The organism is Pseudomonas sp. P4_B3 (assembly GCF_056402295.1).
In genome coordinates this window covers 131,771-146,070 of record NZ_JBFUHR010000015.1, presented here as the reverse complement: position 1 = coordinate 146,070, position 14,300 = coordinate 131,771, and the positions used below count along the sequence as shown (strand labels likewise).

At 61.7% G+C, this 14,300-nt stretch carries 9 protein-coding genes; all 9 read left to right on the top strand.

All coding sequences use genetic code 11. The features are described 5' to 3' along the window. The coding region (locus tag AC1DWG_RS18975) for a DUF2345 domain-containing protein (RefSeq protein WP_477788193.1) at window positions 1-1,171 on the top strand (1,171 nt) is incomplete at its 5' end. A 32-nt stretch (window positions 1,172-1,203) separates the two neighbouring features. Next, a complete protein-coding gene (locus tag AC1DWG_RS18970; protein ID WP_477765005.1) occupies window positions 1,204-3,867 on the top strand; it encodes a hypothetical protein in 2,664 nt (887 codons plus the stop codon). After that, window positions 3,849-4,421 (top strand): lysozyme inhibitor LprI family protein, encoded by a 573-nt coding sequence (locus AC1DWG_RS18965; RefSeq protein WP_477765006.1) that lies wholly within the window; start codon window positions 3,849-3,851, stop codon window positions 4,419-4,421. The genes AC1DWG_RS18970 and AC1DWG_RS18965 overlap by 19 nt, the downstream gene beginning before the upstream one ends. 428 nt (window positions 4,422-4,849) lie before the next feature. Next, the gene (locus AC1DWG_RS18960) at window positions 4,850-5,956 is read left to right on the top strand and encodes a hypothetical protein (protein ID WP_477765007.1); all 1,107 of its coding nucleotides are present in this window, start codon (window positions 4,850-4,852) and stop codon (window positions 5,954-5,956) included. 9 nt (window positions 5,957-5,965) lie between these two features. After that, the gene (locus AC1DWG_RS18955; protein ID WP_477765008.1) at window positions 5,966-9,346 is read left to right on the top strand and encodes an ImcF-related family protein; all 3,381 of its coding nucleotides are present in this window, start codon (window positions 5,966-5,968) and stop codon (window positions 9,344-9,346) included. After that, window positions 9,343-10,929, top strand: coding sequence for a type VI secretion system protein TssA (tssA, locus tag AC1DWG_RS18950; protein WP_477765009.1), 1,587 nt, complete (start codon window positions 9,343-9,345; stop codon window positions 10,927-10,929). Before AC1DWG_RS18955 ends, tssA begins: the two co-directional genes overlap by 4 nt. A 23-nt stretch (window positions 10,930-10,952) precedes the next feature. Continuing rightward, window positions 10,953-12,722 carry a type VI secretion system baseplate subunit TssF gene (tssF, locus tag AC1DWG_RS18945; RefSeq protein WP_477788192.1) on the top strand — a complete coding sequence of 590 codons (1,770 nt, stop codon included), beginning with the start codon at window positions 10,953-10,955 and terminating at the stop codon, window positions 12,720-12,722. Then, a complete protein-coding gene (tssG, locus tag AC1DWG_RS18940) occupies window positions 12,686-13,783 on the top strand; it encodes a type VI secretion system baseplate subunit TssG (protein WP_477788191.1) in 1,098 nt (365 codons plus the stop codon). The genes tssF and tssG overlap by 37 nt, the downstream gene beginning before the upstream one ends. Next, a complete protein-coding gene (gene tssJ / locus AC1DWG_RS18935; RefSeq protein ID WP_477765012.1) occupies window positions 13,764-14,300 on the top strand; it encodes a type VI secretion system lipoprotein TssJ in 537 nt (178 codons plus the stop codon). The genes tssG and tssJ overlap by 20 nt, the downstream gene beginning before the upstream one ends.

Below are 14,300 nucleotides of genomic sequence, written 5' to 3'. Positions count from 1 at the left end.
GGCCCACAACCCCTACGCCGATACCGACGCCGAGGGCCGCTACCGAGTGCAGTTCCTGTTCGACCGCGACACCTGGGACGCCGGTCGCGAAAGCACCTGGCTGCGCCTGGCCCGGGTGTACGCCGGCGACACCCACGGCCTGCACCTGCCGCTGATCGCCGGCACCGAAGTGGCGGTGGCCTTCGAACAGGGCGACCCCGACCGGCCCTACATCGCCCACGCCCTGCACGACAGCCAGCACCCCGACCCCGTCACGATGTACAACGAAAAGCGCAACGTGCTGCGCACCCCGGCCAATAACAAGCTGCGGCTGGACGATACCCGTGGGCAGGAGCACATCAAGCTCAGCACCGAGTACGGCGGCAAGAGCCAGCTCAACCTCGGGCATGTGGTGGATGCGAAGAAGGCCAATCGTGGGGAAGGCTTTGAGTTGCGCACCGATGCCTGGGGCGCGATTCGCGGGGGCAAGGGGCTGTTGATCAGTGCCGATGAACAGAGCAAAGCCCAGGGCCAGGTGCTGGACATGGCCGCCGCCGTCGGCCGCCTGCAACAGGCCGGCGAACAACTGCAACAGCTGTCCACGGACGCCCAAACCGCCCACGCCGACCCCGCGGATGTGCCCGCGCAACTGGCGCTGATGCGCCAACAACTCGACGAACTGAAAGCCGCAGTGCTGCTGCTCAGCGCGCCCCAGGGCATCGCCCTGACCAGCGGCCAGCACCTGCAACTGGCCGCACACGACAACCTGATGCTCAACGCCGGCGGCCAAGCCGACCTCAGTGTGGTCAAGCGCCTGTTCATCGGCGTGGGCCAGGGCCTGAGCCTGTTCGTGCGCAAGCTCGGCTTCAAGCTGATCGCCAACCAGGGCCCGGTCAGCGTGCAGGCGCAAAACGACCGCCTGGAACTGATCGCCCGGCATGGGCTGGACATCACCAGCACCGAAGATGAAATCCACATCACCGCGAAAAAGAAAATCGTCCTCAACGGCGGCGGCAGCTACCTGCGCCTGGAGACGTGTGGCATCGAGTCGGGGACCGCCGGCGATCACAAGGTCAAGGCGGCGCACTTCGAGTACAGCGGAGCGGCCAGTCAAACACTGGAAATGCCGGTGCAATCTCGATTGACCGAGCACCCAACCACGTCCTCGGACCTTTCGGATTTTTCTGCCTGATCCCTTTTGCATAACAAGGAGCGACATACAACATGGCCAGCTTGCTTGCCCGACTGTTCGGCCTGCACAGGTATTCGCAGCCTACGCTGCCTGCGGTACCCCGCGCACCCATTCTGCCGACGCCCGATACCCGGTTCGTTGCAACGCCCGCGAGCCCGGTGCCGCTGAAAAACTGGTGCCATCCGTTCAAGGACAAGCAGCGGTCCAAGGACACCCGTAACCCACTGGAGCAGCTGACTCACCTGGCCAAGGCCGCCGGCGGTTACTACCCGGTCGGCCGCAGCGGCCTGTTCCACGGCGGCATCCATTTCGACGGGGGCACCGCCGGCACCCTGGATCAGTCCAGCGTGCGGTGCCTGGCCGACGGTGAAGTGGTGGCGTACCGCATCGACACGCACGCGCCGACTACGCGTTATTACGTTGGTCAAATGACCGTCGACAAACCCTTCTCGCGCAATTTCGTCCTGGTGCGCCATCGCCTGCAGCCACCCAGGATTGAAGGCAGCGCGGACATACCGCCCAGCCTGACTTTCTACAGCCTGTACATGCACCTGCAGGATTGGGCGAAATACGAGAAAGATGACGCCCTCGAGCGCCCGGCGTACTGGCCCGCGAGTCCGATCCTGCGGGTCCCGCAGACCGCCAAAGACATTCGCCCCGGCACGCTGGAATACGGCTTGAACGTGCGTCACCAACCTTCACAAGGCAAGGTCATTGACTTCCTGCCGCGCGGTGCAGAAGTGTCCGTCAGCGGCACGGGGGCTTACCGCCGCCTGGAAAACCGCCAGGGTCCCGCCAAGTTGATCACTGCCGAGGGCTCACTGGCGGGTTACCTCGCCGCCAGCCTGCTGCAACCCGTCGGCGGCAGCGAGTACCGCGTCACCTCGTCGCAACCGTCGGTGAATGTTCGCGCGCAGCCAAGCCTAACCAGTGAGGTCCTTTTACAGCTGCCGACCGGCTCGGTCGTCACGGTCAGCGGCGAAGGGGATTTCCGCAAGCTGGAGCGCGTCAACCAATACGTGCATTTCGCCTCCCTGGAAAGCGAGCTCGCTCCGCAGGCCACGGACCGCATCGTGGTGCTCGACCAGCCGGTGCCGATCCAGGCCGGCGCCTTGATCGGGCACCTCGGCGAGTATCAGGACATGCGCGCGGAGCGACCCGAGGAAAAACTGCACCTGGAAGTGTTCACCGGCGATGACGTCGATCTGTTCCTCGACGCCAGTCGGGCCTGGGCCGAGCGCCTGCCGGCGAAAGAGCGCACCTGGCTGAAGCTGGTCGAGGGCACGCCGGTGGTGCCGCATGAAGAGCCGGCCACGGCCGCCCGCCTGCAGGCATCGAGTGACGCCAGCCCACGCAGCGCCGCCGACCTGCTAGTCCCCAAGAGCGTGCTCGACAGCCTGCCGTCCGAGGGCAAAATCCACGTGCCGGCGACCGGGTACCGTAAGGCCCGCAACTGGTATCGCCTGAACCGGCTGCTGCACGATGCGGACCATAACCTGCTCGACGGCTGGGTGTGCGAAGAAGTTGGCGTCACCCCGTGGCTCAGCCCGTGGTCGTGGGAAGGTTATGGCGTGATTTTCGACTACAGCACGCCGCGCCACGAAATGGCCTCGTTTTTCAGTGCCGTCGGCCGCTTCAACGACGCACAACGCGAGCGCTTTCGGCCCCTGGCCGAGAAAAACAACCAAGGGCCGATGAAAAGCCGTCTGTACGCCATCATCGACCGCAACCGCGACGGCAAGATCACCGCCGAAGAACTGCAGGCAGCCCTGCGCCTCCCGGCGCTGGCCCAAGCCATCTCGCAGATGATCCTGCGCAAGGAAAGCGAGTGGTTTCACCAGACGCCGAAATGGGACGCACTGGATGAACTGCTCGGCCACAGCGGCTCGACGCCGCACTGGAACTGGGAGGCGGAGAAGCAGCGGATCGAGCAGATCAGTTGGTGGGGTGAGGTGGCGCAGACCGTGGGGTTGCCGGCGTGGGGGAGGCCGTATCACTTTCATCCGGTTGGGTTGGCAGTTAGGTTTAAAGGTGAATGTCCTAAAGAATGTACTGTTGAAACCTACAAGCTGGAGAGCGCGGATGGTTTACTTGTAGTCTCTAAAGAGTCATTTGAGTTGATTTTGGAACAGGAGGGATATAGTGAATATCCCTATGTGCCAGCAGGTGCAAGTGGAGTTACTGTTGGCTATGGATATGACTTGGGGCAGCAAACGATAGCGCAAGTTCGTCATGATCTTGCTGACGTCTATAGTCAGTTGGATATTGAGGCTTTGATAGCTGTTGTCGGAAAGCAAGGTGAGCAAGCTAGGAGCGCGTTGGGCTTTGTTGGTCATATATCAATAAGTAAAGAAAATGCCCTTGTTCTTGCAGTAAGAATGAAAAGGCGTTATGCGCAGTTGGTGATAAGTGTTTACCCCGGCGTATTGGCCTTGCATCCGCATTGTCAAGGCGTACTTCTATCTATTGTGGTTAATAGGGGGAATTCTTTCACTCAGCCAAATGCCGATTCCCGTTTGGAGATGAAACAGATAAGTGATGACTTATTGGGCCTTGTTCCAGAGAAAATTCCATTTAGGATTCGTTCCATGAAAAGACTATGGGAAGGAAAGGTGGGGCTGAGAGGTTTGATAGTTCGTAGAGAAGAAGAAGCTAAACTTTTTGAGAGGGGCTTGAAATGCGACTGCTGGGATTGATGGTGTGTTGTGCTGCTATGTATTGGGCTTCGCTGGCTAATGCTGATAGCGACTGCAATCCAAATAGTTCACTAACCAGAGAGATTTTGAAGTGCGCAACTGCCTCATATAAGCGAATTGATGAGAAGCTTAATGAGCAATACAGGATTTTGGTGTCGAGTCCTCAGTTTGTAAATAAAAAATTGCTTTTGGAAGGGGAGCGAGCGTGGATTAAATATAGAGACTTCAATTGCAGTAGCGCTTATGGCTCTTTCTCTCTGGGTGAAGAGTCTGAAATTGAGAAAGTAGGGTGTCTTGTTTCCTTGACGTCATCAAGGTTGGTGGAGCTGATTTACTTGGAGATAGGTACGGTAGGTGATGGTTTCTATAGTTCGCTCTCTATAATTGGCGGGATTTCCTCAAGGACGAGGGAGGAGGTTTTGTCATATATTGAAGCTTATGATTGTTCTCCTGAAGAGGTCGGATATTATGAAAAGAACTGTGAATTGACGGAGGTTGTTTATGCGGAAGAAAAAAGGAGCTGCTTGGCTCGTATGAAGTTTCAAGCAATGTAAAAAATAAAGTTGGTTGATTAAGTGGGCGGGGTGTTGTGAGGGGTGTTGTTTGTTTTGAGGTCGGTGTGAGTGGGTCGCTGATAGGGGGTTCGCTAAGTGTTTGGATTTTAAGTGTGTGGTTGTGTGGTTAAGCACAGTGTTGAGTTTTTTTGAAAGGAGTAATGTATGAAAGGAAAATCTGCATTGGTGACAATCATCACCAAGGGTCACGCCGTGTCTAAAGACAACTCTTCGACTATGTGTGATGGTCATTCTTGCTCCAGTTGCTCTGCATTAATGTCCTTGCTACCTGACGCAGGGGTAAGTTAATCATGTCCGTCAGACTGGATAATCTACCGCCTCCCGCGCTACGCCCTGCACGACCTCGCCTCTGGCTTTGGCTCGGTTTGCTTTTACTGTGTCTTTTGCTCGGAGTGGGAGGGAGCTTGTTGTTCGGCGACGAACCATGGCGTCAGCGGCCTTATGATTTCTGGAGCCAGGCCTTAGGCCTGTCGTTCCTGGGCTGGAGTGTACTGGGCTTCGGGCGAGTGCTATTACATATCGGCGAACAGGCTGCTGCCGATGGTTGGGATGACGCCCGCGAAAAAGACCTGAGCCGCAGGCTTCGTAAAGGTCGACGCTCGCAGCAGGTTTTAGGGGTGAGCTATTACACCGCACTGCGGGATCCAGCGGCCGAGCCCGCGTCGCAACTCGACGCATTGCGGAGCGGGACAGAGGCGCTGAAAGCGCAACCGTTCAGGATGGGCGGTGCACCGTTGAGGCACAGCCGTTTGCTTGAAGACCCGGATGAAGACCTCGAAGCGGTGTTCTTGAGTGTATTGACCCAGGCGCTCGCTGACTTGGCACAAATCCTTTCACAAGCGCCTGACGATAAGCCTCTGGCCCTGTTATTGGAGGTCGACTGCAGATTGCCCGAGGACCAATGGCGTCCAGCATGGCAAAAGGCATGGCGAGAGTCCGGCATCCGTCAATCGACGGTCCCCGTCGAGGGCAGTGGATTGGCCGCGGTGGATCGCTGGCTGGATCAGCGCATTGACGATCAGGCGTTGCTGATGGTGTTGGCAGTGCAGCTCGCACCGGACCAGCCCGAAGGCACGGCAGAAGTGGCCGTTGGGCTGTTGTTCGGCAACCGGCTTACGCAGTCGGTCTTACCGCCTGTTGCCTATCTCCACCGCCCTGAACAGCAGCGCGAGCCCACCGATGCCGGTTTGCTTGGTTCCGCGCGTCAGGCCCTCGACTGGGTGCCGCTGCAAGCACACTCGATCGAACAGGCCTGGCGGGCTGGGGTAGGCGCGCCACGCCATGTCGAGAGCGTGATGCTTGACGTCCCCATGCCGGTCAAGCCGCCGCAGAATTTTTGCAACCTCGACACGTTGCTTGGACAAGCGGGGAAAGCATCACCTTGGCTGGCTGTTGCCGCCGCGGCGCAGACCATTGAGCGCGGCGCCGGACCGCAGTTCATTTTCAGTGGCGGTGCTGCCGCCGATGGCCTTTGGAGCACGGTGTTGATGCCCGTGTCACCCCTTTTGAAATAGGAATATCGAATGCAGTTTCGACGCTCTGTAGGGTTGGGTGTGCTGGTGAGTGTGTTGTTGCTCGCTGGAGTGGTCTTGAGTGTGCTGCTCTGGCGTCACCCCGAGTCGTTGGGCATGGCATCGGGTAGTACCCGGCAAACACTTTGGCTTTCGGTAAGCTCGGCGACCACCCTTGTCGTGATGGTGTTCCAGGGTGGGTATCATTTGTTTGGCCAGTGGATAGGGAGTGCTTCTTATCAACCGTTTGAGTCGGATGATGTGCCCCAGCCTGGGCAAATGCCTTCTGCAAATTCGACTGGCGCTCAGGACAAACAATGGTCTGCCAGGATTAGAGCCTCGCTGCGGGCGCGCCACGGCCGCTTCTGGCGCCAAAAAATCCGCCTCCTGCTGATCGTCGGCGAACCCGAGCAGATCGACGCCATCGCCCCCGGCTTGACCCGCGACCATTGGCTGGTTGACCAGAACACCGTGCTGCTCTGGGGCGGGAGTGTGCAAAATAAACTGGACGATGCGGTGCTTGAGCGCTGTCGCGTCTTGACCCGCTGGCGTGCTCTCGACGGCGTGATCTGGGCGCTCAACACCGCGCAGAGCGCCGACGACGGGTCGATGCGTCGCGGCGTGAATCACCTGCAGGGCCTGGCGCGCACCCTGGGCTGGTCGTTGCCGCTGCACCTGTGGCAGGTCTGCGCCAGTGGGTGGAAGCAGGACCAGCGCCCGAGCCAGGCGGTCGGCTGCGCGCTGCCGTCACGCCTGAGCGCGCAGGCCCTGGAAACGTCGCTGCACAGTCTGCTTGCGCCGCTGCGCAGCGAAGGCTGGGCGCAGATGAACACGCGACCCGATCATGATTTCCTGCTGCGCTTGGCGCGAGACCTGCAGGTCGAAGGCGTGGCCCGTTGGCGCCAGGCACTGGCGCCATGGTTCGGCAGCTTCCGGCAGGATGTGGCGTTGCGTGGGCTGTGGTTCAGTCTGCCGTTGCCCGGTAAAACCCAGGGCACGGAAGAGCACTTCTGGCCCATGGACCCGGCCTGGCACGGCGTGCTCGGCGAGCAAAAACTGCCGAGCCGTCGTCTGGGCTGGAGCACGCCGCGCGTGGCTTATGGATTGGCACTGGCCGTGGCCCTGGTCTGGGGTGCCGGCCTGTTGTTGTCGTTCATCGGCAACCGCCTGCACATTGCCCAGGTGCAGACCGCGTTGGTCTCTCTCGAACAGTCGCAGAGCCCCGACGAACAACTGCTGGCGTTCAACGAGTTAACCCGTGAACTGGGGCGCCTGGACTACCGCGCCGCGCACGGCGCGCCCTGGTATCAGCGCTTTGGCTTGAATCAAAACGATGTGCTGCTGGCCGTGCTGTGGCCGCGCTACGTCGAGGCCAACCAGCGGCTGCTGCGCGACCCGGCCGTGACCAAGCTGCAGCAGCAACTCAAGGCTCTGATCCAGCTGCCACCCGCCAGCCCCGAACGCGCCAAGCGTGCCCCGGCCGCCTACGCGCAGCTCAAGGCCTACTTGATGCTGGCGCGCCCGGAGAAAGCCGACGCGGCTTTCCTCGCCAAGGTGCTGGTCGAGACTCAGGCGCAGCGCGCCGACATGACGCCGGGGCTCTGGCAGGGCCTGTCACCCGGCCTCTGGCAGTTTTATGCCGAGCACCTGGCGGCCCATCCGGCCTGGCGCATCGAGGCCGACCCGACACTGGTGGCCCAGGCCCGCCAGGTACTGCTCGGCCAGTTGGGCCAGCGCAATGGCGAAGCCAGCCTGTACCGCCGGGTGCTCGATGCGGCGGCCAATCACTACCCGGCCCTGGGCTTGCAGCAGATGGTCGGCGACTCCGACGCCCGCGCTCTGTTCGCCACCACGGCCAGCGTGCCCGGGGTGTTCACCCGCCAAGCCTGGGAGGGCCAGGTCCGCCAAGCCATCGACGAGGTCGCTGAGGCTCGCCGCGAGGAGATTGACTGGGTGCTCAGCGACAATCCCGCCAGCCTCGCCGCCGACTTGAGCCCGGAGCAACTCAAGGAACGCCTGACCGAGCGCTACTTTCAGGACTACGCCAGCGCCTGGCTGGACTTGCTCAATCGCCTGAACTGGCAACCGACAGGCAGCCTGGATCAGGTGATCGACCAGTTGACCCTGATGAGCGACGTGCGCCAGTCGCCGCTGATCGCGCTGATGAACACCTTGGCGTACCAGGGCCAGGCCGGCACTCGCGGCCCGGCCCTGGGCGCGTCGTTGATCCACTCCGCGCAGAAACTGATAGCCCAGGACAAGGTGCCGCTGATCGACCAACAGGCCCCCGGTGCGAGCGGCCCGCTGGACGCCACCTTCGGTCCGCTGCTGGCCCTGTTGGGCAAGGAGGCCGAAGGCAAGAACGACAACGACCGGCTGAGCCTGCAGGCCTTCCTCACCCGCGTCACCCGGGTACGCCTGAAACTGCAGCAGGTGAGCAACGCCGCCGACCCGCAGGAAATGACCCAGGCCCTGGCACAAACCGTGTTCCAGGGCAAAAGCGTCGACCTCACCGACACCCGCGCCTACGGCAGCCTGATCGCCGCCAGCCTGGGGGCGGAGTGGGGCGGGGTCGGCCAGACCCTGTTCGTGCAGCCGTTGGAACAGGCCTGGCAACGGGTGTTGCAACCGTCGGCGGCGAGCCTCAACCGCCAGTGGCAACGGGCGATCGTCAGCGACTGGCACGGCGCGTTTGCCGGGCGTTATCCGTTCGTGGCGACCACCAGCGATGCGTCATTGCCGATGCTGGGGCAAATGATCCGTGCCGACTCCGGACGCATCGAGCAGTTCCTGCAACAGCAACTGGGCGGTGTGTTGCGCAAGGAAGGCCAGCGCTGGGTGGCCGATTCGCGGCACAGCCAGGGCCTGCGCATCAACCCGCAGTTTCTCGCGGCGCTCAACCAACTCAGCCACCTGGCCGATGTGCTGTTCACCGACGGCGGCCTCGGCCTGGGGTTCGAACTGCGGGCCAAGCCGGTGCGCGACGTGGTGCAGACCACCTTCATCCTCAACGGCGAAAAACACCACTACTTCAACCAGAAGGAAAGCTGGCAGCGCTTCAGCTGGCCAGGCTACAGCGACCGTCCGGGGGTGAGCCTGACCTGGACCAGCGTGCAGGCCGGCGAGCGTCTGTTCGGTGACTATCAGGGCACCTGGGGCTTGATCCGCCTGCTGGAACAGGCTCGGGTTACCACGCTGGACGACGGCGACAGCCACTACCGCATGGTGCTCAAGGCCCCGGACGGCCTGGGCCTGACCTGGCACCTGCGCACCGAACTGGGCGCGGGACCGCTGGCGCTGCTCAAGTTGCGTGGCTTCAAGCTGCCGACGCAGATTTTTCTCGGCGAGGGCAACAACGCCGAGCCTTATGCACAGAACGGGGAGGTGCCATGAGTTTGCAAGGATTGATCAGCAGTTGCCTGGGCGAGCGCGATGCCCTGGCACTGGCCCGGGAAACTTCAGGGCGCTGGCAAGCCTGGTTGCAACCCATCAGCGCAGATGCCCCTGTGGGTGAAGATCCCGGTTACGACGATGATTTCCAGCGCATGCGCGAAGAGGTCAACAAGTTGTCCGGCGCGGACGCCGAGCGGGTGGCGCAACTGGCTGAAAAACTTCTGCGGCAAAGCTGCAAGGACCTGCGCGTCGCCACTTACTACCTGTGGGCCCGCTTGCACAAAGACGGCGAGGCCGGACTCGCCGATGGCCTTGGCCTGCTGGCCGCGCTGGTCGGGCATTACCCGCAGCAGGTGCTGCCTGTGCGGGCCAACAGCCGCAAGATGGCCCTGGAGTGGCTGGCCGGCAGCAAGGTGCTGGACAGCCTGTCGCTGTATCCGGAGGTTGTGCGCAGTGAAGCTGAGCGCACGGTCGCGGCGCTGGCCTGGCTGGAGCAGGGGCTTGACGCTTGGCCGCAGGATCAGCGCCCGGCCTTGGGCGCGCTGTATGCCGCGTTGTCTGCACGGTTGGCGCAGTCCGGCGGGGTGGATGCTCTGGTGCCGCAGAACAGTGCCAGTCATGAAGCAAACACCCCATCGGATGTGCCGGGTGTCACGTCCATCAAGTCCGGGCGCGATCTGTTGGACAGTGGCCGGGCCCTGGCGGGCTATCTGCGTGAACAACCCCAGGGCTGGCTGGCGGCCCATCGGCTGATGAAAAGCCTGCGCTGGGACACGCTGCATCAGCCGCCGCCTCAGGACATCAACGGCAATACCCGTCTGGCCCCCCCACGTGGTGACTACAAGGCACAGCTCAAGCGACTGCACCTGCAGCAGAACTGGCAGGAACTGCTGGATCAGGTCGAAGGGATGTTCGCCGAGGGCGTGAATCATTTCTGGCTGGATCTGCAGTGGTATGTGTACCAGGCGTTGAGAAAGCAATCCGCGCCGCTGGACAGCTGGGCCGATGTGGCCAAGCGCGACCTGGGGATGTTCCTTGAGCGGCTCCCGGGCCTGGAAGCCCTGTGCTGGAGCGACGGCACACCGTTCGCCGACGAGACCACTCGCGAGTGGATCGCTCAGCATGTCAGCGGTAATCAGACCCAACAGTGGTTGCCTGCTCCGGCGACGACAGCCATCGAGGCAGATACCGGGATCCTGTCCCTGGAAGCCCAGGCTCTGGCGCACGCCGACAGCGATGGGGTGGAGGCGGCGCTGGCCTGGCTGGCCGCACGGCCCGACGTGCACACAGGCCGTCAGCGCTGGCTGCTGCGCCTGTTGATGGCGCGGGTGGCCGAGCAGTACGGCAAGAGCGACCTGGCCATTCACCTGCTGGGTGAACTGGATGCCATCGCCCAGCGCCAGGCTCTGGCGGAGTGGGAGCCGGACCTGAACTTTGAGGTCAAGGCCCGTCTGCTCAAATTGCTGCGCCTCAAAGCGCAACGCAATGACGCGGATAAACCCGCGCTGGCCCGGCGCATGGACGCGTTGCTGGCGGCGCTGGTAGCCATCGATCCGGTACGCGCCGCAGTGCTCTGCGGCTGAACCTCATTTATCAGGATTTATTTGTGAACACGGAAAATCTGACGCTGCGTTATTTCGACGCGGAGATGCGTTACCTGCGCGAGGCCGGCAAGGAGTTCGCAGAGGCGTTCCCCGACCGGGCCGCGCAACTGAACCTGGATAAACCAGGGGCGCAAGACCCTTATGTGGAGCGTCTGTTCGAAGGCTTTGCCTTCCTCATGGGACGGCTGCGTGAAAAACTCGACGATGACTTGCCGGAGTTGACCGAAGGGCTGGTCAGCCTGCTGTGGCCCCATTACCTGCGCACCATCGCTTCGTTGTCGATCGTCGAACTGGCGCCGGAGTTCGCACAGATGAAGCTCAGCGAACGAATCGGCAAGGGCTTTGAAGTGCTGTCGCAGCCCATCGGACCGCAACGCACCCGATGCAGTTACACCACCACCCAGGACCTGACATTGCACCCGCTGGCCATGGCGTCTGTACGACATGCCCAGGAGCCGGACGGGCGCTCGGTGCTGCGCCTGCGCTTTGCCTGCGGAACAATGACCGACTGGAGCCAGGTCGACCTGAGCTGCCTGCCGCTGTATCTCAATGCCGATGCGGCGTTGGCCAGCGCGTTGCATCAAGCGCTGACCCTCAAGGCTCAGGCGCTGTACGTGCGATGCGCGGGTGATTCGGATCGCCAGGCGCTGGAGGGCCATTTTGCGCCCAAGGGATTTGCCGACGAAGATCGACTGTGGCCCAAGGGCGACAGCGCGTTCAGCGGCTATCAGTTGTTGCTGGAGTACTTCACGTTCCGCGAAAAATTCATGTTCGTGACCCTTTGCGGACTGCAGCACCTGAACCTCAAGCCAGGTACACCCTGGTTCGAGTTGGACGTGGTCCTCGGCGAGGCATGGCCGCATGGCTTCGATCTGAGTGTCGAGCACATTCGCCTGCATGCCGTACCGGTGATCAATCTGTTTGCGCTGGAAGCCGATCCACTGGAACTCGCCCCCTTGCAAACGGACTACCTGCTGCGCCCCATGCGTCTGCAGGACGGTCACACCGAGATCTATTCGGTGGATCAGGTCACGTCTTCGAAGAACGCCGAGCGGCATGACTATGTGCCATTCAGCAGTTTTCGCCACAAGGGCGGCATGCTGCGTGACGAGGCGCCAGAGCGTTATTTCCATACGCGTTTGCGCCAGGGCGCCAATGGTTTGCATGACACCTGGCTGATTCTGGGCGGCGAAGGCTTCGATCAGGACCGGCTGTTTCAGCGTGAAGGCCTGTCGTTGCGACTGACGGGTACCAACGGGCAACTGCCGCGCAAGGCCCTGCAAAGCACGCTGCTCGATACCGTCGCGCAGTCCGCTCAGTCCCGCTTGCGGGTACGCAACCTGTGTGCACCCACCTTGCCGTGCTATCCGCCGAACCGTGACCGTTTCCATTGGCGGGTGCTCAGTCACCTGGGTTCGAACTTCCTGCCGATGCTCGACAGTGCCGAGGTGTTGCGAGGCACTCTGGCGCTGTATGACTGGACGGGCAGTGAACTGAACCGGCGGCGCCTGGAAGCGATCGTCGAGGTCAGGCATCACCTGATCCAGCGTTTCGAGAAGGGTTTTCTGCTGCGTGGGGTGGATATCGAAGTGACCCTCGACGCCAACGGCTTCTGTGGCGAAGGCGATATCAGCCTGTTCGGCGAAATGCTCAATCGCTTCTTCGGCCTGTATGCCGACATTCACCTGTTCAACCAGCTCACGCTGATCCTTCAACCGACCGGGAAGTGCTTGCGATGGAACGAGAACCACAGTCAGCGTATTCCCGGTTGAAAGCCGGCGGTTTGCTGCAAACGCTGCAGGGGCGGGTGGCCGAGGCCAGTCTGTATCGTTTCTGTCAGTTGCTGGAACAGTCATTGCCCGGGCATCCGCCTTTGGGGAGTACCGCGCGTGTGGCGGATGATCCGGTGCGGTTTCGACCGGATCCCGGCATGGGGTTTCCGGCCGGCGAATTGAAGTCCATCGAGGTCGATGAGGAACATCCGCAACGCCCGGCCACGGTGCGTACCCGCTTGCTGGGTTTGTACGGTGTCGATTCACCGATGCCCACGGCGTTCGTCGACGACATTGCCCAACGCCGGGAAGGGCACGAGGCACTGGAAGCGTTCCTCGACATTTTCAACCACCGGATCTTCACCCAGTTCTACCGGATCTGGCGCAAGTACTCGTACCCGGCCACATTCGAATCCGGCGCGACCGACAAGACCTCGCAGTGTTTGCTCGGCCTGATCGGCCTCGGCATACCCGGCACCGCCGGGCGGATCGCCACGCCGATTTCGCGTTTTCTCGCGTTGCTCAGTGTCATGCGTCTGCCAACCCGAAACGCCGAAGGCATCAGCGCATTGGTCAGGCTGCTGGCACCGAACACTCAAGCGCGGGTGACTCCACACTGGCCTCGCAAAGTCCCTTTGCTGCAACCGGCCGGTCTGTCCGCAAGCCACCCCGTCAGCCTGTCCCAAGGCATGCCACTGGGCCATACCGGACACGACGCCAACAGCCAGTTGCTCCTTGGACTTTTCACCGAGGACACCCGCGAGGCCAACGGCTGGTTGCCGGGGGGACAGTTGCACAGTGACCTGCTGGTGTTGCTGCGCGTGTACCTGGGCTGGCGCTGCACTGCGCAACTGCAGTTGCAGCTACCGATGCGCAGCCTGCCAGCGCCGGTATTGGGCCATGCGCAGGTATTGCTTGGCATGACCGGCGTATTGGCGCAGGGCAGTGACGCCTGTCAAACCGCGCAGCACGACACCATCACCATCAACCTTGGTCGCTACCAGGGCCTTTCGCAGAATCCACGGAACAGGGAGGTACAGCATGTTGCGTACGCTGGGTAATTCATTGGCATGGGTGACGCTGGGCACCTTGCTCGGCGGTTGCGGGTTGACCCAGACCGTCTCGGACAGCACCGCCTCGGCGGCACGGGCCGTGTTCTACAAGCAGGTCACGACGCTGCACCTGGACTTTTCCGGTCGAGCGGCGAACAACACCGATGAAACGGACATGAGTGCATTGTCAGTTCCGACCCTGGTGCGGGTGTACCAATTGCGTGACCGCAAAGCCGTGGAGCAGGCCAGCTATGACAGCCTGCTCAGCCATGGCGACAGCAAACTCAGTGCCGATCTGCTGGACGCGCATGCCGTGGTGATCAAACCCGGCGAGGGTGCGTTACTGAGCGTGCCCATGAACAGGGACGCAAAATTCGTCACGGTGGTCGGTCTGTTCCGTCAACCGGACACCCGAATGAACACCTGGCGCCTGACCCTGGCCCGCAATGACCTTGAACCGGACCAGCCTCGGGTGATCGAGCTGGGAGACAACCGATTGACATTGCGGCCATTGGCGAAGGAGTAG

What these genes read in the sequence shown, in the direction of transcription:
- AC1DWG_RS18970 (WP_477765005.1), top strand. Translation starts at nt 1,204, where the DNA reads ATGGCCAGCTTGCTTGCCCGACTGTTCGGCCTGCACAGGTATTCGCAG.
- AC1DWG_RS18965 (WP_477765006.1), top strand. Translation starts at nt 3,849, where the DNA reads ATGCGACTGCTGGGATTGATGGTGTGTTGTGCTGCTATGTATTGGGCT.
- AC1DWG_RS18955 (WP_477765008.1), top strand. Translation starts at nt 5,966, where the DNA reads ATGCAGTTTCGACGCTCTGTAGGGTTGGGTGTGCTGGTGAGTGTGTTG.
- tssA (WP_477765009.1), top strand. Translation starts at nt 9,343, where the DNA reads ATGAGTTTGCAAGGATTGATCAGCAGTTGCCTGGGCGAGCGCGATGCC.
- tssG (WP_477788191.1), top strand. Translation starts at nt 12,686, where the DNA reads ATGGAACGAGAACCACAGTCAGCGTATTCCCGGTTGAAAGCCGGCGGT.
- tssJ (WP_477765012.1), top strand. Translation starts at nt 13,764, where the DNA reads ATGTTGCGTACGCTGGGTAATTCATTGGCATGGGTGACGCTGGGCACC.